Below are 26,906 nucleotides of genomic sequence, written 5' to 3' on the forward strand. Positions count from 1 at the left end.
CCACACCCCCCCCCCCCCCCCCGCCGGGGGGGGGGCCGCCCCCCCCCCCCCCCCCCCCCCCCGCCCGGGGGCCCCCCCCCCCCCCCCCCCCCCCCCCCGGCCCCCGACGTCAGGCCTGGATGAAGGCCAGCAGATCCGCGTTGATCGTCTCGGCCTGCGTGGTGGGCATGCCGTGGGGGAAGCCGGCGTAGGTCTTCAACGTCCCGTTCGGTAGCAGCTCGGCCGAGAGCGGCCCGGAGGCGGCGTAGGGCACGACCTGGTCGTCGTCGCCGTGCATCACCAGCACGGGCACGGTGATCTTCCTCAGGTCGTCGGTGAAGTCGGTCTGGGAGAACGCGACGACGCCGTCGTAGTGCGCCTTGGCGCCACCCATCATCCCCTGCCGCCACCAGTTCTGGATGACCGCCTCGATCGGCTCCGCACCGGGTCGGTTGAAGCCGTAGAAGGCGGTGGCGGCGAGGTCGCGGTAGAACGCCGACCGGTTGGTGGCCACCTGCTCCTGGATGCCGTCGAAGACGCTCTTGGGCAGCCCGCCCGGGTTGGCGTCGGTGTGCACCATGATCGGTGGCACCGCGCTGATCAGCACCGCCTTGGCGACCCGGTCCTGGCCGTGCCGGGCGAGGTGGTGCGCGACCTCGCCGCCGCCGGTCGAGTGCCCGACGTGCACCGCGTCGTGCAGGTCGAGGTGCGCGGTCAGCGCCGCCAGGTCGTCGGCGTAGTGGTCCATGTCGTGCCCCTCGCCGACCTGCGCCGAGCGACCGTGGCCCCGCCGGTCGTGCGCGATGACGCGGTAGCCGTGCTGCAGGAAGAACATCATCTGCGCGTCCCAGTCATCGGCCGACAGCGGCCAGCCGTGGCTGAACACGATGGGCTGGCCGGTGCCCCAGTCCTTGTAGAAGATCTCGGTTCCGTCGGCGGTCGTGATGACGGGCATGGGTGAGCCTCCTGCTCCCGGGTGGCACGGACGCGGCCCGCGGCTGATCGGTCGCGAGCCGGTCCCGACGCTAGGGCCGGCGCGGGGCGGCGGATGTGCTCTGACTGACGAGCTGCGGACCCTGCCTGCCGTCCTCGGCGACGGCTCGGTCGGAGACCGCGGAGCACGGTGCCCGGCCCACCGGCTGCCAGAAGTCAGCCCATACCCTTCCGCCATGCGTGCCGTGCAGATCACCCGCTTCGGCGGGCCCGAGGTCCTCGAGGTCGTCGACGTCCCGGAGCCGGAGCCGGCCGCGGGTCAGCAGCTGTTCGACGTCGCCGCCGCCGGCATCAACTACGCCGACACGCACCAGACCGAGGACAGCTACCTCGCCCCGCAGAAGCTGCCGCTGATCCCCGGCGCGGAGTTCGTCGGCACGCCGGCCGGCGGCGGGCAGCGGGTGGTCGGCCTGCTGGACGGCGGCGGTTACGCGGAGAAGGTCGCCGCGCCCACCCGCCTCACCTGGCCGGTGCCCGACGGCGTGACCGACGAGCAGGCGCTCGCCGTCGTCCTGCAGGGCGCGACCGCGTGGCACCTGCTGCGCACCAGCTCGCACCTGCGCGAGGGCGAGTCCGTCGTCGTCATCGCCGGGGCCGGCGGCGTCGGCTCGCTCGCCGTCCAGCTGGCCAAGCGGTGGGGCGCCGGCCGGGTGATCGCCACCGCCTCCAGCCCCGAGAAGCGGGCGCTGGCCGAGGAGCTCGGCGCCGACGCCTCCGTCGACCCCGCGCTCGCCGACGACGACCCCAAGCAGTTCACCGCCGCCCTGCGCGAGGCCAACGGCGGCAAGCCCGTCGACGTCGTGCTGGAGATGACCGGCGGCAATGTCTTCTCCGGCTCGCTGTCGGCGCTGGCCCCGTTCGGCCGGCTGGTCACCTACGGCATGGCCGCCCGTCAGGAGACGAGGCCGGTGCCGCCCGGCGCCCTCATGCAGCGCAGCCGCGCCGTCATCGGCTTCTGGCTGGCGCACTGCATGACCCGGCCCGAAATGATGGACGCCGCCCTCGAGGAGCTGCTGCCGATGGTCGCCGAGGGCGGCCTGGAGCCGGTCGGCGGCGGCCGCTACCCGCTGTCCGCCGTCCGCGAGGCGCACCAGGACCTGCTCGCCCGGCGCACCACCGGCAAGCTGGTGCTCGACCCGAGCCGCTGAACCCCGCTTCCGGCGCGGAAAGCGGGTCCGCTTTCCGCGCCGAGAGCGGCGGACCTACAGCAGTCTCGACGTCCAGAAGAGGCTGAGGACGGCGCCGAGGAACGCGAGGAAGACACCGGTCCGCACGAACCACGGGCTGATGTCCTTGGGCTCGGTGGTGTAGCCGATCTGGCTGCCCAGGTCGGCGTACACCCGTTCCAGCTCCGACGCGCTGGCGGCCTCGCTGTAGCTGCCGCCGGTCTCGTCGGCGATCCGCTCCAGCGTGGCCCGGTCGACCGGCACCGGCACCGTCTCGCCGTTGAGGTCGAGGGTGCCGAAGTCGGTGCCGAACGCGATCGTCGAGACCGGGATCCCGGCGGCGAGGGCGGCGTCGATGGCCTGGGTGTCGTCGCGGCCGACGGTGTTGTAGCCGTCGGAGAGCAGCACGATCCGGGCCGGCGGCAGGTCCTCGCTCGGGGTGTCCAGGCTGTTCTGGAAGTTCTCGATCGCCGTGAGCGAGGTGAACACCGCCTCGCCGATCGCCGTCGCCTCGGCCAGCTCGAGGTTGTCGATCGCCCCGCGCACCTGGCCGCGGTCGGTCGTGGGGGGCACCAGCGTGGTCGCCGAGCCGGCGAACGAGACCAGGCCCAGGTTGATCCGCTCGGGCAGCACGTCGACGAACTGCTTCGCCGCGGTCTGCATCGCCTGGAAGCGGGTGGGCTCGATGTCGGTCGCCTTCATCGACAGCGACACGTCGACGGCCATGATCACCGTGGCGCGCTCGCGCGGCACCCGCACCTCGGCGCTCGGGACGGCGAGGGAGACCACCAGCGCGGCCAGCCCGAGGACGACGACGGCGAACGCCACGTGCCGCCGCCAGCCGGGCCGCTTGGGCACCAGCGACCCGAGCAGCGCCACGTTCGTGAACCGCGCCGCGTAGCGCTTGCGGCGCAGCTGCAGGACGACGTACAGCGCCACCAGCGCCGCGACGGCCAGCAGCAGGAGCAGCCACAGCGGGGACTGGAAGGTCATCGGGAGGCCCCTCCGGTGCCGGCGCGCCGGCGGTCGGCGACGAAACGGACGACGTCCATGAGCCAGTCGCGGTCGGTGCGCAGCTGCAGGTGCCCGGCGCCGGCCCGGCGCAGCGCGGCGGCGACGGCCTGCCGCTGGGCGGCGGCCCCCTCGGCGAACCGCGCCCGGAACTCGGCGTTGCCGGTGGGCACCTCGAGCGTCTGCCCGGTCTCGGGGTCGACGACGACGAGGTCGCCGACGTCGGGCAGCTCCAGCTCGCGCGGGTCGACCACCTCGATCGCGAGCAGCTCGTGCCGGGCGGCCAGCCCGCGCAGCGGACGCTCCCAGTCGCTGTCGCCGAGGAAGTCGGAGAGGACGACGACCAGCCCGCGGCGGCGGTGCGGACGGCGCAGCGTCTCGAGCGCGGCGGCCAGGTCGCCGCGCCGGCCGCCGGTCGCCCGCGGTGTCGCGACCACCGAGCGCAGCAGCCGCTCGGCGGCCAGCTTCCCGCTCAGCGCCGGGTAGCGGTCCACCCGCTCACCGGTGGTGACGACGGCGCCGAGCCGGTTGCCCCCGTGCACGGTCAGGTGGCTGACCGCGGCCAGCCCGGCGATGACCAGGTCCCGCTTCTGGCAGTTCGCCGTCCCGAAGTCGAGGCTGGCCGACAGGTCGACGACCGCCCAGGTCTCCAGCTCGCGGTCGGCGATCGTCTCCCGCACGTGCGGCACCTGGGTGCGCGCGGTGACCGGCCAGTCCATGCGCCGGACGTCGTCGCCGGGGTGGTAGGTGCGGGAGTCGCCGGCCTCGCTGCCCGAGCCCGGGACGAGGCCGAGGTGGTCGCCCTGCAGCAGCCCGTCCAGGCGGCGGCGCACGGTGAGCTCGAGCCGGCGCAGCAGCACGTCGGCCGGGCCGTCGGTGAAGCGCGGCGGCGCGCCGGTGCCGTCCCCACCGCCCGGCTCGATCCCGGAGCCCGGCGTCGCCGCGTGCAGCAGCAGACCGGGGTGCTCCGGCGCCGGTTGGGCCGGCTGCTGGAGGCTGCTCCCTCGGCGGAACAGCGGCGTCACGGACGGGGCGGGTTCGACGCGCCCTGGACGAAGCCGTTGCCGGCGGGACCCTGCGGCGCGGGCCCGCCGTTGGGCGACGGCGTCTGCGCCGCCGGCGCCTGCGGACCCTGCGGGCCCTGGGGGGCGAGGCCGTGCGGCGGCTGCTGCGGCGGGCCGGCGGGCGGCCCGAACTGCGGCGCCGCGGCCGGCACCCCGAACACCGGCGCCTGCTGCGGCGGCACGTGCGGACCGCCGGGCCCGCTCGGCCCGAAGCCGGCCGCCCGCTGCCGCGGCGCCACCTGCGGCAGCGGGACCGTCTGCACGATCCGCTTGACCACGTGGTCGGCCGGCACGCCGTCGGCCAGGGCGTCGTAGGAGAGGACCAGCCGGTGGCGCAGCACGTCGGCGGTCACGTCGAGGACGTCCTGCGGCAGCACGTAGTCGCGGCCGCGGACCAGCGCCAGCGCCCGCGCCGCCGCGATCAGGCCCAGCGAGGCGCGCGGGCTGGCGCCGTAGGAGACCCAGGTCGCGACGTCGTCCATGCCGTGCTCGCGCGGCGAGCGGGTGGCCACCACCAGCCGGACGACGTAGTCGACCAGGGCGTGGTGCACGAAGACGCGGGAGGCCGTCCTCTGCATGCGCACGAGGTCCTCGGGCGAGAGCACCGTCTCGGCCACCGGCGGCTCGGAGCCCATGCGGTAGATGATCTCCCGCTCCTCCTCGGGGCTCGGGTAGTCGACGAGCACCTTCATGAGGAACCGGTCGCGCTGGGCCTCGGGGAGCGGGTACACGCCCTCGGACTCGATCGGGTTCTGCGTGGCCAGCACCAGGAACGGGTCGGGCAGCGGGTGGGTGACGCCGCCGATGGAGACCTGGCGCTCGGCCATGACCTCGAGCAGGGCCGACTGCACCTTCGCCGGGGCGCGGTTGATCTCGTCGGTCAGGACGAAGTTGGCGAACACCGGCCCGAGCTCGGTGGCGAAGCTGTCCTGGCCGGCCTTGTAGATGCGGGTGCCGATGATGTCGGCGGGCACCAGGTCGGGGGTGAACTGCAGCCGGGCGAACTTGCCGCCCACGACCGTCGCCAGCGTCTCGACGGCCAGGGTCTTGGCCACGCCGGGCACGCCCTCGAGCAGCACGTGGCCGCGGGCCAGCAGCGCGACGAGCATCCGCTCCACCAGGCGGTCCTGGCCGACGATGACCCGCTTGATCTCGAACAGCGCGCGCTCGATGCGGGCCGCGTCGGCCGACGGGGGGACCGGGGCGCCGGCCGCCGAGCTGCCGGACGGGGTGGGGGTCTCGAGAGGGGTGCTGGCGGCGCTGGTCACGTGGCTCCCTGGTCGGGCCGGTCGGCGGCCCCGCAGACGTCGGAGGCCGTCGGCGGGCGGCATGCCCGTCGACGGCCAGTGTCCTACAGGTTCCTGGGCGGCGGACGCCCGTCCGCGACACGCGACACGACGCGCACGCACACCTCTGCCCGCGAGGGCTCGGACGCTGCTAGCCTTGTCCTCGCGTCGGGCAGCTCCCCCCGTGGCTGCCCGACGCCCTTACTTCCCGGGCAGGACTAGGCGCTGGGCCGCACCGCACCGGCGTAGCCGCTCCACCACATCCGCGACACCTTCACGACGTCGCCGCTCTGCGGCGCCTGCAGCACCGTGCCGTCGCCCAGCCAGATCGCCACGTGGTAGATCGTCGACGGGTCGCCCGGGTCGTTGGCCCAGAAGACCAGGTCGCCGGCCTGCAGGTCGGCCCGCGCCACCTTCGGCAGCGCCGCGTACTGCGACCGGCTGTTGCGCGGGATCGACACGCCGGCCTGCGCGTAGGCGTACTGGGTCAGGCCGCTGCAGTCGAAGCCGTGGACGTCGGCGTCGAGGTCGATGCCGTAGCTCGGGCCGCGCGACCCGCCGCCGCCCCAGGAGTACGGCGTGCCCAGGTAGGCCATCCCGGCCGCGATCGCGGTCTGCACCGCCGTGGAGGAGCCCGAGCCCGCCTCGGTGACGTCGCGCGGGACCCCGGTGGGGGTCGGCCGCGCCACGGTCTGCTGCGCCAGCCGGTCGGCCGCCTGCTGCTCGCCGATCAGCGCGGCGAGCTGCGACTGGGCCGCGGCCAGCTCGGCCTGCAGCTGCACCTGCCGCTCCTGCACGGCCGCGGCCTGCTGCCGGGCGGCGCGCTCGGCGTCCTGGGCGACGGCGAGCGCGTCGGCGGCCTGCTGCTGCAGCTGCCCGGCGACGTCGAGGCCCTCCTGCGCCGCGGCGGCGGCCTGCTCGGCCGCCTCGCTGGCGGCGGTGAACCGGTCGACCTCGTCGCCGCGGTGCGCGCCGGCGGCGTCGAGCAGCGCCGCGCGCTGGATCAGCTCGGCCGGGCTGCCGGCCTGGAGCAGCGCCGCCGCGCCGGGGTAGGTGCTGTGCGAGATGAAGCTGCGCCGCGCGAAGGCGGTCAGCGCGTCCTCGGCGGCCTGCAGGTCGGCCGCGGCCTGCGCCGCGGCGGCAGCGGCGGCCTCCGCGGCCACCCGTGCGGTGTCGTACTGGGCCTGCTTGGCCTGGTACTCGTCGAGGGCGATCGCCGAGGCGGCCTGCGCACCGGAGACCGCGGCCTGCGCCGCGGCCAGCTGACCGGACAGCTCGGCGTAGCGGGCGGCGGCGGCGTCGGCGGCGGCCTGGGCGGCGGCGACCTGCGAGTCGCCCGGGCGGGACGGGGCGGCCGAGGCCGGCCCCGCGGTGGGTCCGAGGGCGAGCGCAGCAGTCGCGACGACGCCCAGCGCCGTCCCTCCCGCACGCCGCAGGGCACGCGCTCGCACGAAGACCGACCTCCCGGGTCCGGCGCCCAGGAGCGGCGCACCAGGACCACGATCGGCCAGGTCAGCGCCGGGTAGGAGGGGTGATCACCCGCACGGGTGAGGCCGGTGGCTCCCCCTCCCGCCCGGCCTCAGGCCGGCTCGGGGACGCCGCCCGGGTCCCCGCCGGGGTCGTCCGGCGTGGACTCGATCGGCGGCGGCGGCAACGGCTCCGCGGCGTCGGGGAGGAGTTCCGCCGGATCGTCCGGCACCGGCTGGTCCGGATCGATGGGCGGTCCCGGCTCCGGCAGTGGCGCGGTCATGTCCGGAGTCAACCAGGTGGTCAGCGGTCTCCGCGCCCCTCGAGCGGCGTCAGTTCACCTGCCGCTCCGAGCCCGACCAGAACTGCTCCCGCAGCTTGAACTTCTGGATCTTGCCGGTGGCGGTGCGCGGGATCGCGTCGCGGAACTCGACCCGCTTGGGGATCTTGTAGCCGGCGATCCTGCCGCGGCAGTGGGCGATGATCTGCTCCTCGGTCACCTGCTCCCCCTCGGCGCGGACCACCAGGGCGGTGACCAGCTCGCCCCACTTGTCGTCGGGGATGCCGATGACGGCGACCTCGGCCACGGCCGGGTGGCTGAAGACGGCGTCCTCCACCTCGATCGAGGAGACGTTCTCGCCGCCGGTGATGATCACGTCCTTCTTGCGGTCGGAGATCGTGAGGTAGCCGCCGTCGTCGAGCGAGCCGCCGTCGCCGGTGTGGAACCAGCCGCCGTCCAGCGCCTCGGCGGAGGCGTCGGGGTTCTCCCAGTAGCCGGCGAGGACGACGTTGCCCTGCGCCAGCACCTCCCCGGACTCGCTGGTCTGCAGCCGGATGCCGACCGCCGGCACCCCGGCGCGCGACAGCTTCTTCGCCCGCTCCTCGGGGTCGAGCGCGTCGAACTCCTCGCGCGGCCGGTTGATGGTGAGCAGCGGCGCGGTCTCGGTCAGGCCGTAGATCTGGTTGAACTGCCAGCCGAGCTCGGCCTCGACGCGGGCGATGGTCTTCGACGGCGGCGGGGCGCCGGCGACGACGATGCGCACCCGGTCGCGGCCGGGGATCTCGCCGTCCCAGTGCTGCGCGGCGTCCAGGACGGCGTTCCACACCGCCGGTGCCCCGCACATGAGGGTCACGCCGTGCCGGTCGACCCGGCGGAGGATCTCGGCGCCGTCGACCTTGCGCAGCACCACCTGGCGGGCGCCGAGACCGGCGGTCGTGTACGGCATGCCCCAGCCGTTGCAGTGGAACATCGGCAGCGTGTGCAGGTAGACGTCGCGGTCGCTGACCTGCATGTGCATGCCGAACGTGACCGCGTTGACCCAGATGTTGCGGTGGGTCATCTGCACGCCCTTGGGCCGCGCCGTCGTCCCGCTGGTGTAGTTGATCGTCGCGGTGGCGTCCTCGTCGGGCTCGGCCCACGGCGCCGGCTCGGTGTCGAACCGCAGCAGCTGCTCGTACTCCTCCCCCGTGCCGAACTTGTGCTCGGCCTCGACGCCCTTGAGCGACTCCTCGAGCTCCGGGTCGACGAGCAGCATGCGCGCCCCGGAGTGGCCGACGATGTAGCGCACCTCGTCGGGCGAGAGCCGGAAGTTGATCGGCACCAGCACCCGCCCCGACGACGGGACGGCGAGCAGCAGCTCCAGCAGCCGGGCGGAGTTGTGGCTGACGATCGCCACCCGCTCGCCCTCGCCGATGCCGAGCTCGTCCAGGCCGGCCTGGAACGCCCGGCCCCGCCGGGCCAGCTCGCGGTAGGTCACCTCGCCCAGCGACGGGGCCGGCTGGTCGGGCTCGTCGACCACGCCCACGCGGTCGCCGTAGACCAGCTCGGCGCGGTCGAGGAAGTCACGGGTGGTCAGGGGCACGCGCATGCCGGCTCCCGGGGGACGGGCCGGCGCGGTCACCGGCCGCTCGACGTGGTCCCCGTCACGGTATCGGGGTCCGCGGCGCCGGCACCCCCGCGCCGTCGGCGAACCAGCCGCTCGGGCCGACCTCCCGGCCGAAACGCGGCGCGTACTGGTCGAAGTAGACCTTCGCGGTCAGCTCGCGGCGGCTGCGCACGCCCACCTTGGCGAAGATCGACTTCAGGTGGTCCTGCACGGTGTAGGCCGACAGGTGCAGGGCCGCGGCGATGGCGCTGGTGTCGACGCCCTGCAGCACCAGCTGGACGACGTCCTGCTCGCGCGGGGTGAGCCCGAACGCGGCGACGACGATCGGCACGATCTCCGGCGGCCGGGCCTCCTCGATGGTGACGACGACGTCGGTGCCCGAGCCGTCGCGCGACAGGAGCGGGGAGGCGTGGGCGACCACCCAGGTGCCCGACCGCGTGCGCAGCCGCACCCGGGGCGTGCCGGGCCGGCCGTCGGCGACGACGCGGCGCGCGGCACCGACCAGGCTGAGCAGCGCCAGCGGCAGCTGCGCCTCCCCCAGCGGGCCCCCGCCCAGCTCGGCCACCTGCGCGGCGGCGCCGATGCTGGCCGAGGCGATCTCCCCCTGCGCGTCGACGACCAGGACGGCCGGCCCGTCGACGGCGCGCGCCGGACCGGCGGCCGCGGCGAGCAGCCCGCCGCGCAGCCCGGTCGCCAGCGACGGGCTGATGCTGCTGAGGAACTCCTGCTCGAGCGGGCTGAAGCCCGTACCGCTCTCCCGGAACAGCGCGATGAACCCCCAGGTGCGCCCGTCCACGGTGAGCGCGGCGCGCATCTCGTCGCCGAAGTCCCAGTAGCGCTGGATGAAGTCGGTGAACCGCGGTGACAGCTCGGTGCGCCCGTCGGTCTCGGAGCGCAGGCCGACCACCCGGCCGGGGCGCCGCGAGACGTCGAGGAACGCCGTCGGGTCGGGCACCACGTACTCGAAGTGCGCCCACTCCTCGTCGTGGTGGTCGTCGAGCGCCGACTTCACCGTGCTGGTGACCAGCCCGGTGGCCGGGTCGGCGGTGGCGAAGCAGGCGGCCGAGAACGGCACCGCGCGCGCCAGCGCGTCCAGCGCCGAGGCGCTGAAGGTGGGGACGTCGAGCCCGCCGACGGCGAGGCCGTCCACCTGGGCCCGCACGCGTTCGGTCAGCAGGCTGCTCACGGGGCGACAGTGTGCAGGTCAGCGGGGCACTTCGTGTATCCCAGGAGTCTGGGGGTGCGACGTCCCAGGGACGTGGGATCGACCCGGGGAGATCGCCGGGCCAGCGTGGTCGCCATGACGCAGACCACCGCTCCCGTCGAGCGGATCAACCCCACCCCCTGGAGCGCGGCCTTCGGCTTCGACCAGGCCCAGGTGCGCCCGGCCCCGGCCCGGGTGCTGACCGCCTCCGGTCAGGGCCCCGTCGACGAGCGCGGCGAGCTGCTGCACGAGGACGACCCCGCCGCCCAGCTGGCGCTCGCCCTCGCCAACGTCGAGGAGGTGCTGGCCGCCGGCGGGATGTCCCTCGCCGACGTCCTGCGCCTGACGGTCCACGCCGTCGACGTCGACGCCGTGCTCGCCAACTTCGACGTGCTCGCCGAGCGGCTCGCCCGCGTCGGCGCGACCCCACCCATGACCCTGGTCGGGGTCGCGCGGCTGGCCCTGCCCGGGATGCTCGTCGAGCTCGAGGTCTCCGCGGCGCGCTGAACCCACCCCCTCCCGCACCCACACCCTGGAGCACCCGCATGACCACCGTCCTGCCCGACACCGACGACCTCGCCCGGGTCGTCGCCGGCCCCGTCCTGCGCGCCGGCGACCCCGCGCTGGCCGACGAGGTCACCCCCTTCGTCACCACCCACACCCCCCTGCCGGCCGTCGTCGTCGGGGCCACCAGCGCCGACGACGTCGCCGCCGCCGTCGGCTGGGCCCGCGAGCGCGGCCTCGGCGTCGCGGTCCAGGCCACCGGCCACGGCCTCGTCGAGGACCTCGCCGGCGCGGTGCTGGTCACCACCAAGCGCATGGACGACGTCGTCGTCGACCCGGCGGCGCGCACCGCGCGCGTCGGTGCCGGCGCCCGCTGGCGGCAGGTGATCGACGCCGCCGCGCCGCACGGCCTGGCCCCGCTGTCGGGCTCGTCGTCGGGCGTCGGGGTGGTCGGCTACACCACCGGCGGCGGCCTCGGGGTCCTCGCCCGCAAGTACGGCTTCGCCGCCGACCTCGTGCGCCGGGCCGAGGTCGTGACCGCCGACGGCGCCGTGCGGACCGTCGACGCCGACACCGACCCCGAGCTGTTCTGGGCGCTGCGCGGCGGCAAGGGCAGCTTCGGCATCGTCACCGCGCTGGAGTTCGACCTCGTGCCGGTGGCCACCCTCTACGGCGGCTGCATCTTCTTCCCCGGCGCCGCGGCCGCCGCCGTCCTGCACGCCTACCGCGAGTGGGTGGCGACCGTGCCGGAGGAGACGACCAGCTCGGTGGCGATCCTGCGGCTGCCCCCGGACCCGTCGCTGCCGCCGCCGCTGCAGGGGCAGACCGTCGTGCACCTGCGGATCGCCCACCTGGGGTCGGCGGACGAGGGGGCGGCGCTGCTGGCGCCGATGCGCGCGGCCGCGCCGTCGATCGTCGACACGGTCGCCGAGATGCCCTACGCCGCCGTCGACTCCATCCACATGGACCCGACGACGCCGATGCCGGCCTTCGACCGCGGCCTCACGCTGCGGGAGCTGACCGCCGAGACCGTCGACGCGCTGCTCGCCGCCGCCGGCCCGGACGTCGAGCTCCCGCTGGCCATGGCCGAGATCCGGCACCTCGGCGGGGCGCTGTCCCGGCCGGCCGCCGTCCCGAACGCCGTCGCCGGCCGCGACGCCGCCTTCTCCGCCTGGGTGCTCGGGCCGATGTTCCCGCCGCTGGTCGACGTCGTCCCCGCGATCGTCGAGTCGGTCGTCGACCGGCTGCGGCCGTGGGCCGCGCGCGGCGCGCTGCTCAACTTCCTCGGCGCCGCCGGGCCGCAGGAGGTCGGCACCCTGTGGGGCGACGGCGACCTCGAGCGGCTGATCGCGGTGAAGCGCCGGGTGGACCCGGAGGACGTCTTCCGCTTCGGCCACCGCGTCGCCTGACGTGCGGAGGCCGGGGGCGCAGAGATCCTGCGTCCCCGGCCTCCGCAGCTCAACGGCGGACGCCGTAGCGCACGTGCGTGGCCCAGCGCGACCAGCGCACTGCGAGCGGCTCGAGGTCGAGTTGGAGGGTGCCGTCGAAGAGCGGCTTCCCGGCGCCGAGGACCACGGGAGCGGTGGAGAGGCAGAGCTCGTCGACCTCCCCGGCGGCGAGGGCCTGGCGGATCACGTCGGCCCCGCCGCCGATGTTCACCGCCTTCTCCCCGGCCGCCTCCCGGGCCAGCCGCAGCGCCTCACCGAGGTCGTCGACGAAGACGAAGCTCTCGTCGTGCGGGTCGGTGCGGTGGGTGAGCACGACCAGCGTGCCGGGGAAGGGGTTCTTCCCGCCCCAGGCGCCCGCGGCGTCGTACATCCCGCGGCCGACGACGCCGGCGCCGATCCGCTCGACCAGCCCGTCGTAGTAGGCCTTGTCCTCCCCGGACATGGCACCGGGGTCGTGGTCGCCGTCGTAGGTCCACGGCCCTCCGAAGACCCAGTGGTGCAGCCGCTCGCCGCCGACACCGAGGCCCTGGCCGGGCCGGTCGTCGGGGCCGGTGACGAAGCCGTCCAGCGACACGGTGATGCTCGCGATGGTGGTCATGCCGGCTCTGACCGACCGACGGCGCGGTTCTCACCGCTCCCGGTGGGCTCAGCTCTCGGCGAGCAGCCGCGGCAGGGCGGTGCCGATGGGCTCGCGGACCACGAGCGAGGCCAGGCCGTCGTACGGCGTGGGCTGGGCGTTGACGACGACGACGCGGGCGCCCGAGGCGGCGGCGACCTCGGTGAGCCCGGCCGCCGGGTGCACGGTGAGGGAGGTGCCGACGGTGAGGAAGACGTCGCAGTCGCCCGCGGCCCGGGCGGCCGCCTCGATCACGTCGGCGTCGAGCGCCTGCCCGAAGCTGATCGTGGCCGACTTGAGGATGCCGCCGCACACCAGGCACGCCGGGTCCGGCTCACCGGCCTCGACACGGTCCAGGGCGCTGCGCATCGACGTCCGGTCGCCGCAGGACAGGCAGGCGACCTCGTGCACCGTGCCGTGCAGCTCGAGCACCCGCGCCGGCGACGACCCCGCCTTCTGGTGCAGCCCGTCGATGTTCTGGGTGAGCAGCGCCCGCAGCCGCCCCTGCCGCTCGAGGTCGACCAGCGCCGCGTGCCCGCTGTTCGGCTCCGCGGACCACGCCGGGTGCCGCAGCCGCTCCCGCCAGGCCCGGCGGCGGATGTCGGGGTCGGCCACGTAGTACTGCAGGGTCGAGAGCTTCTCCGCCTCCGGGTCGCGGGTCCACACCCCCTGCGGGCCGCGGAAGTCGGGGATGCCGCTGTCGGTCGAGATGCCCGCCCCGGTCAGCACGGTGATCTGCCGGGCGGCGGTGAGCCACTCGGGGGCGTCGTCCACGCCCCCACCGTAGGTGCGGTGTCCCAGGTCACGGGTGACCCTCCCCCGGCCCGGAGCCGCGCCGCCGGGTCGGTGCTGGGATGATCGGGGGTGGCAAGCAGCGCGACCGGACGGACGCGCGCGGACCAGCGAGGGTGAGGCGCAGAGCAGTGGCAGCCAGCAAGGACAGCTTCGGGGCGCGGTCGACGTTGACCGTCGACGGGACCGACTACGACATCTACCGGCTCGACGCGGTGGAGGGCGCGGAGCGGCTGCCCTTCAGCCTCAAGGTGCTGCTGGAGAACCTGCTGCGCACCGAGGACGGCGCGGACATCACCGCCGACCACATCCGGGCGCTGGCGGGCTGGGACCCGAGCGCCGAGCCCGACCAGGAGATCCAGTTCACCCCCGCGCGCGTGGTGATGCAGGACTTCACCGGCGTCCCCTGCATCGTCGACCTCGCCACGATGCGCGAGGCGATGGCCGACCTCGGCGGCGACCCGCAGAAGATCAACCCGCTGGCGCCGGCCGAGCTGGTCATCGACCACTCCGTCATCGCCGACGTCTTCGGCACCCCGGAGTCGTTCGAGCGCAACGTCGAGATCGAGTACGAGCGCAACGGCGAGCGCTACCAGTTCCTGCGCTGGGGCCAGGGCGCCTTCAGCGACTTCAAGGTCGTCCCGCCGGGCACCGGCATCGTCCACCAGGTCAACATCGAGCACCTCGCCCGCGTGGTCTTCCCGCGGCCGGAGGGCGACCGCGTCGTCGCCTACCCCGACACCTGCGTCGGCACCGACTCGCACACCACGATGGTCAACGGCCTCGGCGTCCTGGGCTGGGGCGTCGGCGGCATCGAGGCCGAGGCGGCCATGCTCGGCCAGCCGGTGTCGATGCTCATCCCGCGGGTCGTCGGCTTCAAGCTCACCGGCGAGCTGCCGGAGGGCTCCACCGCCACCGACCTGGTGCTCACGATCACCGAGATGCTGCGCCAGCACGGCGTGGTCGGGAAGTTCGTCGAGTTCTACGGCGAGGGCGTCTCCGCCGTCCCGCTGGCCAACCGCGCCACCATCGGCAACATGAGCCCGGAGTTCGGCTCGACCGCGGCGATGTTCCCCATCGACGAGGAGACCATCAAGTACCTGCAGCTGACCGGCCGCCCGGCCGAGCAGGTGGCGCTGGTCGAGGCCTACGCCAAGGAGCAGGGCCTCTGGCACGACCCCTCGCACGAGCCGGCGTTCTCCGAGTACCTCGAGCTCGACCTCTCCACCGTCGTCCCCTCGATCGCCGGGCCCAAGCGCCCGCAGGACCGGGTCGCCCTCTCCGACGCCAAGGAGGCGTTCCGGGGCGCGCTGCCCGACTACGCGAAGGTCGAGGACGTCTCGCACGACCCCGACGTCGCCCCCGAGGCGGTCTCCACCGTCGACGAGTCGGTCGAGGAGACCTTCCCCGCCTCCGACCCGGCCAGCCCCTTCGCGCACGGCGACGGCGAGGCCGGCCGGCCGCACTCCGTCGTCCCCGCCCCCGCGGGTGACCGCGCCTCCACGCCGACCAAGGTCGTGCTCGAGGACGGCACCGAGACCTTCGTCGACCACGGCCACGTGGTGATCGCCGCGATCACCTCCTGCACCAACACCTCGAACCCGCAGGTCATGCTCGGCGCCGCCCTGCTGGCCAAGAAGGCGGTCGAGAAGGGCCTCACGACCAAGCCGTGGGTGAAGACGACGCTGGCCCCCGGGTCCAAGGTCGTCATGGACTACTACGAGAAGGCCGAGCTCACCCCGTACCTGGAGAAGCTAGGCTTCTACCTGGTCGGCTACGGCTGCACCACCTGCATCGGCAACTCCGGCCCGCTGCCGGAGCCGGTGTCGGCCGCGGTCAACGAGGCCGACCTCGCGGTGGTCTCGGTGCTGTCCGGCAACCGCAACTTCGAGGGCCGGATCAACCCCGACGTCAAGATGAACTACCTGGCCAGCCCGCCGCTGGTCATCGCCTACGCGCTGGCCGGGACGATGGACCTCGACCTGACCACCGAGCCGCTGGGCAAGGGCAGCGACGGCCAGGACGTCTACCTGCGCGACATCTGGCCCTCGCCGCACGAGGTCCAGGCGGTCATCGACGAGGCCGTCTCGGCCGAGCAGTTCGGCCGCAGCTACGAGGACGTCTTCGCCGGCACCGAGCAGTGGCAGAACCTGCCCACCCCGACCGGCGACACCTTCGAGTGGGACGCCGAGAGCACCTACGTGCGCAAGCCCCCGTACTTCGAGGGCATGGCCGACCAGCCGGCGCCGGTGCAGGACATCACCGGTGCCCGCACGCTCGCGGTGCTGGGCGACTCGGTGACCACCGACCACATCTCGCCGGCCGGCTCGATCAGGGCCGACAGCCCGGCCGGGAAGTACCTGCGCGAGCACGGCGTCGAGCGGCGCGACTTCAACTCCTACGGCTCCCGGCGCGGGAACCACGAGGTGATGATCCGCGGCACGTTCGCCAACATCCGGCTGCGCAACCAGCTGGTGCCCGGCACCGAGGGCGGCGTCACGAAGAACCACCTGACCGGAGAGACGACGTCGATCTACGAGGCGTCGCAGGCCTACCAGGAGGCGGGCATCCCGCTGGTCGTGCTGGCCGGCAAGGAGTACGGCTCCGGCTCGTCGCGCGACTGGGCGGCCAAGGGGACGGCGCTGCTCGGGGTCAAGGCGGTCATCGCCGAGAGCTACGAGCGGATCCACCGCTCGAACCTGATCGGCATGGGCGTCTTGCCGCTGCAGTTCCCCGAGGGCCAGGACCGCGAGTCGCTCGGCCTGACCGGCGACGAGGAGTTCACCATCACCGGGATCACCGCCCTGAACGACGGCGACACCCCGCGCACGGTGAAGGTCAGGGCGGAGGCTTCGGACGGTCGGACGACCGAGTTCGACGCCCGGGTGCGCATCGACACCCCCGGTGAGGCGAACTACTACCGCAACGGCGGGATCATGCAGTACGTCCTCCGGTCGCTCCGGCAGGGCTGATCCCGGGATGGACCTGGGCCTGGGCGGTCGGGGATTCCTGCTCACCGGCGCGAGCCGGGGGCTGGGGTTCGCCGCCGCCCGGGCCCTCGCCGCCGACGGCGCGCGGGTGCTGGTCAGCTCGCGCAGCGCCGAGGCGGTCGAGAAGGCGGCGGCCGACCTCGGCGGCGCCCCCTCCGCGCACGGGCTGGCCGCCGACCTCGGCGACCCCGACGCGGCGCCGCGGCTGGTCGCCGGGGCGGTCGAGCGGCTGGGCCGGCTCGACGGCGCGCTCATCTCCGTCGGCGGCCCGCCGGCCGGCTCGTTCTTCGACACCACGCCCGAGCAGTGGCGCGCGGCCTACGACAGCGTGCTGCTCGGCCCGCTGTGGCTGGTCCGCGCGCTGGTCCCCCGGCTGGAGGCGGGCGCGGCGATCGGGCTGGTGCTCTCCACCTCGGTGCGCGAGCCGATCCCCCACCTGGCCATCTCCAACGGCCTGCGCCCCGGCCTGGCCATGACGGCGAAGGCGCTGGCCGACGAGCTGGGACCGAAGGGCATCCGGGTGTTCGGGCTGCTGCCCGGGCGGATCGCCACCGACCGCATCACCGAGATCGACGAGGCCACCGGCGATCCCGCGGCCGCGTACGAGAAGTTCACGGCCGCGATCCCGCTGCGCCGCTACGGGCAGCCCGAGGAGTTCGGCCGGGTGGCCGCCTTCGCCCTCTCCCCCGCCGCCTCGTACCTGACCGGCGTCATGATCCCGGTCGACGGCGGGATGCTGCGCTCCCCGTGACGGCACCGGTCCTCGTCGCCTGCGCGCACGGCACCCGCAACCCGACCGGCCGGCGGCTGGTCGCCGAGCTCGCGCTCGCCGCGCGCACCCTGCGGCCCGGTCTGGTGACGACGGCGGCGTTCGTCGACGTGCAGCCGCCCACGGTGGGGGACGTCGTCGGCTCTCTCGCCGCGGAGGGCCGACCGGCCGTCGTCGTCCCGCTGCTGCTGTCCGGCGGCTACCACGTGCACGTCGACATCGCCGGTGCCGTGGCCGCGCACCCGACCGCCGTCGCGGCCCGCCCGCTGGGACCCGACGAGCGGCTGGTGGACGTGCTGCACGACCGGCTCACGGCCGCCGGCGCCGACCCCGCCGACCCGCGCACCGCCGTCGTCCTGGCCGCGGCCGGGTCCAGCGACCAGCGGTCGGCCGCCGACGTCGCCGCCACCGCCGCGCTGCTGCAGGAGCGCTGGACCGGTCCGGTCACCACCGGCTTCGGCTCGGCGGCGCAGCCGCCGGTCCCCGACGCCGTCGCCGCCGCCCGGGCCCGGGGCGCCGACCGCGTGGTGGTGGCGGCGTACCTGCTGGCCCCCGGGCACTTCGCCGACAAGCTGGCCGCCGCGGGGGCCGACGCCGTCACCGCTCCCCTGCTGCCCGACGACCGCGTCGCAGCGGTCCTCCTCGACCGCTACGACGCCGCCGTGGGCTCCCGCTAGGCCGCGACGACCACCTCGGGTCCGGCGACCACGTCGGCGGGCCGCACCCGCACCAGGCTGCCGGCCACCACGGCGGCCAGGGCGAGGAAACCCGCCGCGACGACGAACCCCAGGGCCCAGCCGTCCACGAGCGCCGACACGTACGCCGGCGACCCGTCGGGGCCGGCCGGCGCGAGGGAGTCCGTGCGGGCCGTGCTCACCGCCGTGAGGATGGCCAGCCCGAGCGAGCCGCCGACCTGCTGCCCCGCGTTGAGCAGCGCGCTGGCGACACCGGCGTCCTCCGCGGGCACGCCGGCGACGGCGGAGCCGGTGAGCGCCACGAACGTCATGCCCATGCCCAGCGCCAGGACGCACAGCGCGGGCAGCACGACGGTGACGTAGGAGGAGTCCGGCTCGAGCTGCAGGGCGAGCGAGAGCATGCCGGCCGCGCCGAGCGCCGGACCGACCGCGAGCAGCGGCCGCGGCCCGGTCCGGGAGAGCAGCTGGGACGCGATGCCCGCGCCGACCACGATGAAGGCGGTCATGGGCAGGAAGGCGAAGCCCGCCCGCAGCGGCGAGTAGCCGTGCACCAGCTGCATCCAGAGGATGAGGAAGAAGAACACGGCGAACAGGCCGGCGCCGATGAACAGCGCGCCGAGGTCGGCCCCGAGCATGGTCCGGGAGCGGAACAGCCGGAAGTCCACGAGCGGATCGGCCGAACGCCGCTGCACGACGGCGAACGCGGCCAGCAGCACGACGGCGAGCGCGAGCACCCCGATCGTGCGGGCCGACGTCCAGCCGAAGTCGTTGCCCTTGACCAGGGCGTAGACCAGCGCGACCAGGCCGCCGGTGACCAGCACCGCGCCGGGCACGTCGAAGCCCCGCGCCCGCTCGTCGCGGCTCTCGGGCAGCAGCCGGAGCGCGCCCAGCACCGCGAGGGCGGCCACCGGGACGTTGACGAACAGCACCCACCGCCAGCTGGCGTACTCGGTGAGCACGCCGCCGAGGATCAGGCCGATGGCCGCGCCGCCGGCCGAGATGGCCGCCCAGACGCCCAGCGCCCGGTTGCGCTCGCGGCCCTCGTCGAAGACGACGGTGAGCAGCGAGAGCGCCGACGGCGCCATCAGCGCGCCACCGAGGCCCTGCAGCAGCCGGGCGGCGATGAGCAGGCCGAGGTCGCCGGCCAGTCCGCCGAGCAGCGAGGCCAGCGCGAAGATCAGGGCACCGGCGACGAAGACCCGCCGGCGGCCGAGCCGGTCGGCGAGCTTGCCACCGAGCAGGAGGAAGCCGCCGAAGGTGAGCGTGTAGCCGGTGACGACCCACGACAGGTCGGCATTGCTGCGGACGCTCAACGCCTGCGCGATGTCGGGCAGCGCGACGTTCACGATGCTGACGTCCAGCACGATCATGAGCTGGCTCATCGCCAGGACGAGCAGCGCCAGGCCCTTCCTCACCTCGCGCCCGTCCGCGTGTCGGATGGCTCCGGACGCTGGTGATGCAGTACTTCGGCAGCAAGGAGGGGCTCTTCGCCGCCGCGATGAAGGGCGCCCACGGCGGCGGGACGGCACGCACGGCCCCCCGGGAGGAGATCCCCGCCGCCGTCCTGCGCGACCTGCTGACCAAGTTCGAGGGCACGGCCGACCGGGAGGCGGCCGTCACCCTGCTGCGCAACTTCCTCACCCACCACGAGGCGAAGCGCATCATGCGCGACGAGGTGATGTGCGCGGTGATCGGCGACCTCTCCCGGACGATCGGCGGGCCCGACGCCGAGCTCAAGGCGGCGCTGCTCATGTCGTGCGCGGCCGGCATGGCCCTCGGCCGCTACGCGCTCGAGCTCCCGGGGCTCGCCGATGCGTCGCCGGCCGACGTCGAACGGCTGCTGCAGCCGGCCCTGCAGGCCCTCCTGGGCGACGCCGAGCAGCCCCGGGGCTAGGACGCCGCGGGGGCCAGGAGTGCCCCCACGGCGGCCACGTAGCCCTCCGGGTCCACGTCGCCCAGCAGCAGCCGCTGCAACAGGAACCCGAGCACCAGCGAGAACAGCGCAGCACCGAGCAGCTGCGGGTCGGCGTCGGCGGGTGTCCGGCCCGACCGCTGCGCCCGCCGGGCGACCTCCACGAAGTAGCCGCGCATGGTGCCGTACGCGGTGCTCGCGACCCGGCCCACCGACGGGTTGCGCAGCGCCTCGCCCCACGCCTGCACCGCGACGCGGGTCATGTCCACCGGCCCGCTGGCGGCGACGGAGGCGACGAGGTCGACCGCCGTCGCCACCGCCGCGGCCGGCTCGGGATCGGGGTCCTCGTCGAGGAAGGTCTCGAACCGCTGGGCGGCCCGGCCCAGCACGCGGTCGACGATCGCCTCGATCAGCTCGTCCTTGCTGCGGAAGTAGCGGTACACCGCCCCGGCGGACAGGCCGCTCGCCGCGATGACGTCGGCCATGCCGGTCGCCTGGAAACCGTTGGCGGCGAACCGCTCGGTGGCCGCGTCGAGGATCTGGTCGCGGCGGGCGGTCAGGTGGGACTCGGAGACGCGGGGCACGTGGCCATAGTAAAACGAACGATCGTTCTTGACAGCGCCTCCCTCTCGGAGGAGTCTCGATCCTGCAAGCGAACGGTCATTCGTTTTTCTTGGAGGAGTCGCCATGTCCACCCCCTCCACCGGCCGGGACACCGCCCGTCTGGTGCCGCTGGTCGCCGGGGTCGCGCTGCTCGTCGCGCTCGTGCTGACCGCCTTCGCCTGGCCCGCCGTGCGCTCCGCGCCGCACGACCTCCCGGTCGCCGTGGCCGGGCCCGCACCGGCCGCCGAGCAGGTCACCGCCGCCCTCGACGAGGCGCAGCCCGGGGCCTTCGACGTCGAGGTGCTCGCCGACGAGGCGGCCGCCCGGGCGGCCATCGAGGACCGCGAGGTCTACGGCGCCGTCGTCGTCGGCCCCGACGGTCCGCAGCTGCTGGTCGCCTCGGCCGCCTCGCCGGTGGTCGCGCAGTCGCTGCGGCAGGTGGCGACCGGGCTGGGCGCCGCCACCGGGACGACGGTGCCGGTCGAGGACGTCGTCCCCACGCCGGAGAGCGACCCGCGCGGTGCGGGGCTGGCCGCGGCGGCGCTGCCCCTGGCGCTCGGCGGCGTCCTCACCGCCGGCCTGACCTCCCGGCTCGTCCGCCGGACCGGGATGCGCGCCGTCGCGGCCCTCGCCATGGCGCTGGCCGGCGGCATGGTGACCGCCACGGTGCTCGGCACGTGGCTGGGCGCGGTGGAGAGCGGCTGGTGGACGACGACGGGCGCGGTCGCGCTGGGCATGGCGGCCACGGCGCTGGTGCTGCTCGGGCTGGAGAAGCTGGCCGGCCCGGCGGGCCTGGGTCTCGGCGCGGCCACCGTCGTCCTGCTGGGCAACCCGCTCTCCGGCCTGGCGAGCGCGCCGGAGCTGCTGCCCGGCGGCTGGGGGACGCTGGGCCAGCTGCTCCCGCCCGGCGCCACGGGCTCGCTGCTGCGCTCGGTCTCGTGGTTCGACGGCGCCGGCGCCGGCGCTCCCCTGCTCGTCCTGTCCACCTGGGTGGTGGCCGGGTTGGTGCTGCTCGGGGCGGGCGCGGCGGTGCAGCGCCGCCGCCGTCCGGTCCTGACGCCTGTGCGGGAGGCGGTCGCGGCGGCAGGATGACCGCCGTGCGCGACTACCCGCGGGCGATGACCCCCGTCGGCCACGTCGAGCCGGTGCCCCGGCGCGTCCGGGCCTGGCTCGGCGGCACGCCGGTCCTCGACACCACCGCCGCCCGGTACGTGTGGGAGTGGCCGTACTACCCGCAGTTCTACGTGCCGCTGACCGACGTGGCGGCGGGGGTGCTCGAGGACGAGGGGGTCGTCGAGCGGCGGCGGCTGGGCGCGGCGCGGCGGCACGGGGTGCGGGCCGGCGGGCAGCACCGCCCCGGCGCGGCGTGGGTGCCGGCCGAGGGCGAGCTCAGCGACTGCGTGCACGTCGACTGGGCGGCGCTCGACGCCTGGTTCGAGGAGGACGAGCAGGTCTTCGTGCACCCCCGCAACCCCTACTCCCGCGTCGACGCGCTGCGGTCGACGCGCACGGTGCGGGTCGAGCTCGACGGCGTCCCGCTCGCCGAGTCGTCCAGCCCGGTCCTGGTCTTCGAGACCGGCCTGCCCACGCGCTACTACCTGCCCCGGACGGCGCTGCGGCTGGACGCGCTCGAGCCGTCGGACACCGTGACCGAGTGCCCGTACAAGGGCCGCACCAGCGCCTACTGGTCGGTGCGGATCGGCGACCGGCTGCACCGCGACCTGGCGTGGTCCTACGACTTCCCCACCCGGCAGCTGCTGCCGATCGCCGGCCTGGTCGCCTTCTACAACGAGAAGGTCGACCTGGTCGTCGACGGCCGGCCGCTGGACCGCCCGCGCACGCACTTCTCGTAGGCGGTCGGGCGAGATCGGTGGTGGTCCGGTCAGGCGGTCCAGCCGAGGGCCTGCTCCCCCACGGTGAGGACGACGTACCAGGTGGCGAACGCGACCACCGGCACGGCCGGGGTCCACCACGAGCCGCGCAGCGCCAGCCGGGAGAGCTGGACGGCGAGCAGCAGCCACCAGACCGCGAGGACGACGACCGCCCACAGCGGGGCCACCAGCCCCGAGGACAGGTAGAACACGCCGACGACGAGGTGCGCGACGGCCGACAGGCCGGCCACCACCCAGGTCGCGGGGGTCGGCGCGGTCACGCCGGATCCGGCCCGGTCGCCGCGGGCCGCGCCGGATCGGCCGACCACTGCGACCACGAGCCCGGCCACAGCGCCGCCTCGACCCCGACCTCGGCGAGCGCCGCGACCTCGTGGGCCGCGGTGACCCCCGAGCCGCAGTAGACGGCGACCGGCCGGCCGGCGGCCACGCCCAGCGCGGCGAAGCGCTCCCGCAGCGCCGCGGCCGGCAGGAAGGTGCCGTCGGCGGCCAGGTTGGCGGTGGTCGGCGCGCTCACGGCGCCGGGGACGTGCCCGGCCCGCGGGTCGACCGGCTCCACCTCGCCGCGGTAGCGCTCGGCGGCGCGGGCGTCGAGCAGCAGGCCGCCGGTGGCCGGCAGCGCGGCGGCGGCGTCGGCACCCACCACCGGCATGCCGCCCCCGGTCAGCACCACGTCGCCCGGCTCGGGCACCACCTCACCGGTTTCGACCGGGCCACCGGCCCGCTGCCAGGCGGCCAGGCCGCCGTCGAGCAGCCGCACGTCGGCCAGCCCGCCCCAGCGCAGCAGCCACCACGCGCGGGCGGCGGCCGCGCCGCCCGTGTCGTCGTAGGCGACCACGCGGTCGCCCGCGCGCACGCCCCACCGCCGGGCCGCCGCCTGCAACCGCGGCAGCGACGGCAGCGGGTGCCGCCCCCCGGCCGGCGACGGCGGGTCGGCCAGCTCGGACTCCAGGTCGACGAAGACCGCGCCCGGCAGGTGCCCCGCGAGGTACCGCTCGTGCCCCCGGTCGTCGCCGAGCGCCCAGCGGACGTCGAGCAGCACGACGCGGCCGCGGCCGGCCAGCAGCTCCTCGGCGCGGAGCAGGACGCTCACTGGGGGGCCAGCAGGCCCCGCAGCTCCGCCAGCAGCGCCTCCCGGGCCTCGGGCCGCTCGTGCCAGGCGGCCGGCGTGCTCTGGAACAGCGAGATCTTCCAGCGCCCCGGCCCCTCCTCGACCGCCACCAGGGTGTGCACGGTCAACAGCGCCGGGTCGAGGTCACCGCCGCCGGGCGGGATCATGCCGGCGTGGGCGTGCAGGACGGCGACGCCCTCGGCCATCGGCCGCACCGACCGGATCAGCCCGACGTAGGCCGGCGTCTGGTGGGTGCCGAAGATCCGTCGCAGGTCGGAGGCGATGGTCAGCCGCCCGCTGTGGTGGCTGCCGTCGAACCCGATGATGTCGCCGTCGTCGGCGAACGCCGCCGCGACCGCCGCGCCGCTGCGCCGGTTCCAGCCGTCCAGCAACTGCACGTACAAGGTGCGGATGGCGGCGTCGTGCGGGTGGGCAGCTGTCAACTCGCGCTCCTCAGGGTGCTGGGACAGCAGTGACGCTAGTGGTCGTCCTCGGCGTCCCGTCCGCCCCTCGCCGGAACCGTCCGCGCCGGTACGCCGCGTGTCGATGCGGTGCCGATGGGTGAGCGGCTCAGCCGCGTCGCCGGAGCACCGCCGTGGCCGCGGAGCAGCTCGCCCGGTGGGCACGGACCGCAGGTCAGGCGGCGTCGACGGTCTGCGGCTCCCCGCCGACGAACTGGGTGCGGTACAGGTCGGCGTAGCGGCCGCCGAGCGCCAGCAGCTCCTCGTGGGTGCCGGACTCGGCGATGCGGCCGTCGTCCACCACCAGGATCCGGTCGGCCTCGCGGATCGTCGACAGCCGGTGCGCGATGACGAGCGAGGTCCGGCCCTCCAGGGCGGCGTCGAGCGCGTGCTGGACGGCGGCCTCGCTCTCGCTGTCGAGGTGCGCGGTCGCCTCGTCGAGGATCACGATGCCCGGTGCCTTGAGCAGCACCCGGGCGATCGCCAGCCGCTGCTTCTCGCCGCCGGAGAGCCGGTAGCCGCGGTCGCCGACGACGGTGTCCAGGCCGTCGGGCAGGGACTGCACGAGCGCGCCGATGCGGGCCCCGGACAGCGCCGCCCAGAGCTGCTCCTCGGTGGCGTCGGGGCGGGCGTAGAGCAGGTTGGCGCGGATCGTGTCGTGGAACAGGTGGGCGTCCTGGCTGACCACGCCGATCGCGTCGCGCAGCGAGGCCGACGTGGCCCGCCGGACGTCGAGGCCGCCGACCCGCACGGTGCCGCCGGTGACGTCGTAGAGCCGCGGCACGAGGTTGGCGATGGTCGACTTGCCCGCACCCGAGTGCCCCACCAGCGCGACGAGCTGGCCGGGCTCCACCCGGAACGACACGTCGTGCAGCACCGCCGTCGGGCCGCCGTGCTCGGGCAGCGACACCTCCTCGAGGGAGGCGAGCGACACCTCGGCGCCGGACGGGTAGCTGAAGGAGACCGAGTCGAACTCGATCGACCGGTCGTCGGCCGGCACCGGGGCGGCGTCGGGCGCCTCCCGGATCATCGGCGGCAGGTCGAGCACCTCGAAGACGCGGTCGAAGCTGACCATCGCGCTCATGACGTCGACGCGGACGTTGGACAGCGCGGTCAGCGGGCCGTACAGCCGCGACAGCAGCAGCGCCAGGGCCACGACGTCGCCGGGGCTGAGCGTGCCGTCGAAGGCGAGCCAGCCGCCGAGGCCGTACACCAGCGCGGTGGCCAGCGCGGCGACCAGCGTGAGCGCGGTGAAGAACGTGCGGCCGTACATCGCCGAGAGCACGCCGATGTCGCGCACCCGGGCGGCCCGGCCGCGGAAGGAGTCGGCCTCGGCGTCGGGCCGGCCGAACAGCTTGACCAGCAGCGCGCCGGCGACGTTGAACCGCTCGGTCATCGTCGCGTTCATCGACGCGTTGAGGCCGTAGGACTCCCGGGTGATCTCCTGCAGCCGCTTGCCGATGCGCCGGGCGGGCAGCACGAACAGCGGCACCATCACCAGCGACAGCAGGGTGATCTGCCAGGACAGCGAGAACATGACGCCGGCGGTCAGCGCCAGGCCGATGGCGTTGGAGACGACGCCGGACAGCGTCGAGGTGAACGCCTGCTGGGCGCCGATGACGTCGTTGTTGAGCCGGCTGACCAGCGCGCCGGTCTGGGTGCGGGTGAAGAAGGCGACCGGCATGCGCTGGACGTGCTCGAACACCTTGCTGCGCAGGTCGTAGATGACGCCCTCGCCGATGCGCGCGGAGTACCACCGCGTGGCCAGCGAGATCGCCGCGTCGACCACCGCGAGGCCGGCGATGAACAGCGCGATGCGGACGATGTCGCCCGCCGTGCCGTCGAGCCGGGCGATCCGGTTGACGATGTCGCCGGCCAGCAGCGGGGTCAGCACCCCGATGACCGACGACCCGACGACCAGCAGCAGGAAGAACGTCAGCTCCCGCCGGTACGGCCTGGCCACGCCCAGGATCCGCTTGACGGTGCCCTCGGGCAGCTCGCGCGCGGTGACCGACGGATCGCGCCGGAACGACCGCATCGCGGCCATGGAGGTCATGGGACCGCTCATGTCCACGCTGCTCCCTCCCTGCGGGCCGACCTGGATGCCCGGCCAACACCGCCCGGGACCGGCCTGTTCCGCCAGAAGCCTCTCAGGCCCCACTGACGAGAGCGGAGATCCGGCGCACCTGCGCCGCGCGCTCGGCGGCGTCCTGGGTCTCGTGGTCGTTGTGCACCGCCGACCGGATCAGCGCCGCCGTCTCGCGGCTCGCGCCGGCCGGCGGCGCGAGCAGGGCCGCCACCAGGTCGCCGACGGCGGCGTCGAGGTCGGCGCGGGGGACGACGAGGTTGGCGATCCCGATCGCGCGGGCCTCGGTGGCGCCCACCGCGCGGCCGGTCAGGCACATCTCCAGCGCGCGGCCGTAGCCGACCAGGTCGACGAGGTTGCTCGTGCCGGTGAGGTCGGGCACCAGGCCGAGCGTGACCTCGGGCAGCCGCAGCTGGGCGTCGTCGGCGAGGATGCGCAGGTCGCAGGCGAGCGCGAGCTGCGCGCCGGCGCCGATCGCGTGCCCCTGCACCGCGGCGACCGACACGACGCCCGGGGAGCGCAGCCAGCGGAAGGCGCTCTGGTAGCCGCGGATGCGCTCCTGCGCCAGGTCGGCCGGCATGCCCGCCAGCTCGCCGAGCGTGCCGTCGCCGGCCTCGGGGCTGAACAGGCTGCGGTCCAGGCCCGCCGAGAACGCGCGCCCGGCGCCGCGCAGGACGACCACCCGGACGTCGTCGTCCAGCGTGTCGGCCACCGCGCGCAGCGCCTGCCAGGTGGCCGGCGTCTGGGCGTTGAGCTGGTCCGGGCGGTCCAGCGTGACCGTGAGGACGGCGCCGTCCCGGTCGGTGCGGACCCAGCCCTCAGGACTCGTGTTCGTCACGAGCCCTTTCTAGTTGTACTGCCCAGACAGGTTGGTCAGGCGGGCGATCGGTGGGCGTCGTCCGATAGCGGTGTGGGGCCGGTGATGGTTGTACTCGTGTAGCCATCCCGGCAGGGCCTGGCGGCGGGCGGTCTCG

At 75.0% G+C, this 26,906-nt stretch carries 27 protein-coding genes; 9 read left to right on the plus strand and 18 right to left on the minus strand.

The genetic code is table 11. The features are described from left to right. Positions 1-109: 109 nt before the first annotated feature. Entirely contained in the window at positions 110-934 is an 825-nt protein-coding gene (locus ACI8AF_RS25400; protein WP_456542557.1) for an alpha/beta fold hydrolase, read from the minus strand. 214 nt (positions 935-1,148) lie between these two features. On the opposite strand from ACI8AF_RS25400, the gene ACI8AF_RS25405 reads away from it, so the two are divergent. Next, positions 1,149-2,120 (plus strand): quinone oxidoreductase family protein, encoded by a 972-nt coding sequence (locus ACI8AF_RS25405; RefSeq protein ID WP_456542558.1) that lies wholly within the window; start codon positions 1,149-1,151, stop codon positions 2,118-2,120. A 54-nt stretch (positions 2,121-2,174) separates the two neighbouring features. Here ACI8AF_RS25405 and ACI8AF_RS25410 read toward each other — a convergent pair whose 3' ends face one another. The 7 genes from ACI8AF_RS25410 to ACI8AF_RS25440 all read right to left on the minus strand — a co-directional run bounded on the left by ACI8AF_RS25410 (position 2,175) and on the right by ACI8AF_RS25440 (position 10,038). After that, complete coding sequence (locus ACI8AF_RS25410; RefSeq protein WP_456542559.1) at positions 2,175-3,131, minus strand: VWA domain-containing protein; 957 nt, start codon at positions 3,129-3,131, stop codon at positions 2,175-2,177. Beyond that, on the minus strand, positions 3,128-4,174 hold the full coding sequence (locus tag ACI8AF_RS25415; protein WP_456542560.1) for a DUF58 domain-containing protein: 1,047 nt from the start codon (positions 4,172-4,174) through the stop codon (positions 3,128-3,130). The genes ACI8AF_RS25410 and ACI8AF_RS25415 overlap by 4 nt, the downstream gene beginning before the upstream one ends. After that, positions 4,171-5,481, minus strand: coding sequence for an AAA family ATPase (locus tag ACI8AF_RS25420; RefSeq protein WP_456542561.1), 1,311 nt, complete (start codon positions 5,479-5,481; stop codon positions 4,171-4,173). The genes ACI8AF_RS25415 and ACI8AF_RS25420 overlap by 4 nt, the downstream gene beginning before the upstream one ends. Before the next feature lie 236 nt (positions 5,482-5,717). Next, entirely contained in the window at positions 5,718-6,950 is a 1,233-nt protein-coding gene (locus ACI8AF_RS25425; RefSeq protein ID WP_456542562.1) for a C40 family peptidase, read from the minus strand. 128 nt (positions 6,951-7,078) lie between these two features. After that, a complete protein-coding gene (locus ACI8AF_RS25430) occupies positions 7,079-7,249 on the minus strand; it encodes a hypothetical protein (protein WP_456542563.1) in 171 nt (56 codons plus the stop codon). A 49-nt stretch (positions 7,250-7,298) separates the two neighbouring features. After that, the gene (locus tag ACI8AF_RS25435; RefSeq protein ID WP_456542564.1) at positions 7,299-8,834 is read right to left on the minus strand and encodes a long-chain-fatty-acid--CoA ligase; all 1,536 of its coding nucleotides are present in this window, start codon (positions 8,832-8,834) and stop codon (positions 7,299-7,301) included. Between the two features lie 55 nt (positions 8,835-8,889). After that, positions 8,890-10,038 (minus strand): response regulator transcription factor, encoded by a 1,149-nt coding sequence (locus ACI8AF_RS25440; RefSeq protein ID WP_456542565.1) that lies wholly within the window; start codon positions 10,036-10,038, stop codon positions 8,890-8,892. Positions 10,039-10,152: 114 nt separating this feature from the next. On the opposite strand from ACI8AF_RS25440, the gene ACI8AF_RS25445 reads away from it, so the two are divergent. Both ACI8AF_RS25445 and ACI8AF_RS25450 read left to right on the plus strand, forming a co-directional pair. Beyond that, positions 10,153-10,563, plus strand: a complete 411-nt coding sequence (locus tag ACI8AF_RS25445) for a RidA family protein (protein ID WP_456542566.1) — start codon at positions 10,153-10,155, stop codon at positions 10,561-10,563. A 38-nt stretch (positions 10,564-10,601) separates the two neighbouring features. Beyond that, positions 10,602-11,969 (plus strand): FAD-binding oxidoreductase, encoded by a 1,368-nt coding sequence (locus ACI8AF_RS25450; RefSeq protein WP_456542567.1) that lies wholly within the window; start codon positions 10,602-10,604, stop codon positions 11,967-11,969. Positions 11,970-12,018: 49 nt separating this feature from the next. On the opposite strand, the gene ACI8AF_RS25455 is transcribed toward ACI8AF_RS25450, so the two are convergent. Further along, positions 12,019-12,606, minus strand: a complete 588-nt coding sequence (locus tag ACI8AF_RS25455) for a dihydrofolate reductase family protein (protein WP_456542568.1) — start codon at positions 12,604-12,606, stop codon at positions 12,019-12,021. Positions 12,607-12,654: 48 nt separating this feature from the next. After that, positions 12,655-13,398 (minus strand): SIR2 family NAD-dependent protein deacylase, encoded by a 744-nt coding sequence (locus ACI8AF_RS25460; RefSeq protein ID WP_456542569.1) that lies wholly within the window; start codon positions 13,396-13,398, stop codon positions 12,655-12,657. A gap of 149 nt (positions 13,399-13,547) precedes the next feature. Between ACI8AF_RS25460 and ACI8AF_RS25465 the strand changes: the two genes are divergently transcribed. Genes ACI8AF_RS25465 through ACI8AF_RS25475 form a run of 3 tightly spaced genes read left to right on the plus strand, consistent with a single transcriptional unit; the run spans position 13,548 to position 17,852 of the window. Beyond that, positions 13,548-16,388 carry an aconitate hydratase gene (locus ACI8AF_RS25465; protein ID WP_456542570.1) on the plus strand — a complete coding sequence of 947 codons (2,841 nt, stop codon included), beginning with the start codon at positions 13,548-13,550 and terminating at the stop codon, positions 16,386-16,388. Positions 16,389-16,395: 7 nt separating this feature from the next. Beyond that, positions 16,396-17,157, plus strand: coding sequence for an SDR family oxidoreductase (locus ACI8AF_RS25470; protein WP_456542571.1), 762 nt, complete (start codon positions 16,396-16,398; stop codon positions 17,155-17,157). Beyond that, positions 17,154-17,852: a sirohydrochlorin chelatase gene (locus ACI8AF_RS25475; protein ID WP_456542572.1), complete on the plus strand. Its 699-nt coding sequence runs from the start codon at positions 17,154-17,156 to the stop codon at positions 17,850-17,852. Before ACI8AF_RS25470 ends, ACI8AF_RS25475 begins: the two co-directional genes overlap by 4 nt. On the opposite strand, the gene ACI8AF_RS25480 is transcribed toward ACI8AF_RS25475, so the two are convergent. Next, positions 17,849-19,285 (minus strand): DHA2 family efflux MFS transporter permease subunit, encoded by a 1,437-nt coding sequence (locus tag ACI8AF_RS25480; RefSeq protein WP_456542573.1) that lies wholly within the window; start codon positions 19,283-19,285, stop codon positions 17,849-17,851. The genes ACI8AF_RS25475 and ACI8AF_RS25480 overlap by 4 nt on opposite strands. 41 nt (positions 19,286-19,326) lie before the next feature. On the opposite strand from ACI8AF_RS25480, the gene ACI8AF_RS25485 reads away from it, so the two are divergent. Then, positions 19,327-19,764, plus strand: coding sequence for a TetR/AcrR family transcriptional regulator (locus tag ACI8AF_RS25485; RefSeq protein WP_456542574.1), 438 nt, complete (start codon positions 19,327-19,329; stop codon positions 19,762-19,764). Here the strand turns inward: ACI8AF_RS25485 and ACI8AF_RS25490 are convergent. Then, complete coding sequence (locus ACI8AF_RS25490; protein ID WP_456542575.1) at positions 19,761-20,366, minus strand: TetR/AcrR family transcriptional regulator; 606 nt, start codon at positions 20,364-20,366, stop codon at positions 19,761-19,763. The two genes, ACI8AF_RS25485 and ACI8AF_RS25490, sit on opposite strands and share 4 nt — an antisense overlap. Positions 20,367-20,469: 103 nt before the next feature. On the opposite strand from ACI8AF_RS25490, the gene ACI8AF_RS25495 reads away from it, so the two are divergent. Together ACI8AF_RS25495 and ACI8AF_RS25500 are read left to right on the plus strand one after the other, a co-directional pair. After that, positions 20,470-21,477 (plus strand): hypothetical protein, encoded by a 1,008-nt coding sequence (locus tag ACI8AF_RS25495; protein ID WP_456542576.1) that lies wholly within the window; start codon positions 20,470-20,472, stop codon positions 21,475-21,477. Positions 21,478-21,482: 5 nt separating this feature from the next. Beyond that, on the plus strand, positions 21,483-22,238 hold the full coding sequence (locus ACI8AF_RS25500; protein ID WP_456542577.1) for a DUF427 domain-containing protein: 756 nt from the start codon (positions 21,483-21,485) through the stop codon (positions 22,236-22,238). A 29-nt stretch (positions 22,239-22,267) separates the two neighbouring features. On the opposite strand, the gene ACI8AF_RS25505 is transcribed toward ACI8AF_RS25500, so the two are convergent. The 6 genes from ACI8AF_RS25505 to ACI8AF_RS25530 all read right to left on the minus strand — a co-directional run. Then, complete coding sequence (locus tag ACI8AF_RS25505) at positions 22,268-22,537, minus strand: hypothetical protein (protein WP_456542578.1); 270 nt, start codon at positions 22,535-22,537, stop codon at positions 22,268-22,270. Beyond that, complete coding sequence (locus ACI8AF_RS25510) at positions 22,534-23,367, minus strand: sulfurtransferase (RefSeq protein WP_456542579.1); 834 nt, start codon at positions 23,365-23,367, stop codon at positions 22,534-22,536. Before ACI8AF_RS25510 ends, ACI8AF_RS25505 begins: the two co-directional genes overlap by 4 nt. After that, entirely contained in the window at positions 23,364-23,828 is a 465-nt protein-coding gene (locus ACI8AF_RS25515; RefSeq protein WP_456542580.1) for an SgcJ/EcaC family oxidoreductase, read from the minus strand. The genes ACI8AF_RS25510 and ACI8AF_RS25515 overlap by 4 nt, the downstream gene beginning before the upstream one ends. Before the next feature lie 193 nt (positions 23,829-24,021). Next, positions 24,022-25,914 (minus strand): ABC transporter ATP-binding protein, encoded by a 1,893-nt coding sequence (locus tag ACI8AF_RS25520; protein ID WP_456542581.1) that lies wholly within the window; start codon positions 25,912-25,914, stop codon positions 24,022-24,024. An 82-nt stretch (positions 25,915-25,996) separates the two neighbouring features. Then, entirely contained in the window at positions 25,997-26,770 is a 774-nt protein-coding gene (locus ACI8AF_RS25525) for an enoyl-CoA hydratase/isomerase family protein (protein ID WP_456542582.1), read from the minus strand. 9 nt (positions 26,771-26,779) lie between these two features. Continuing rightward, on the minus strand, positions 26,780-26,906 hold a 127-nt coding region (locus tag ACI8AF_RS25530), incomplete at its 5' end, for an integrase core domain-containing protein (RefSeq protein WP_456542583.1).

The sequence above is a fragment of the Blastococcus sp. SYSU D00669 genome, assembly GCF_054050715.1.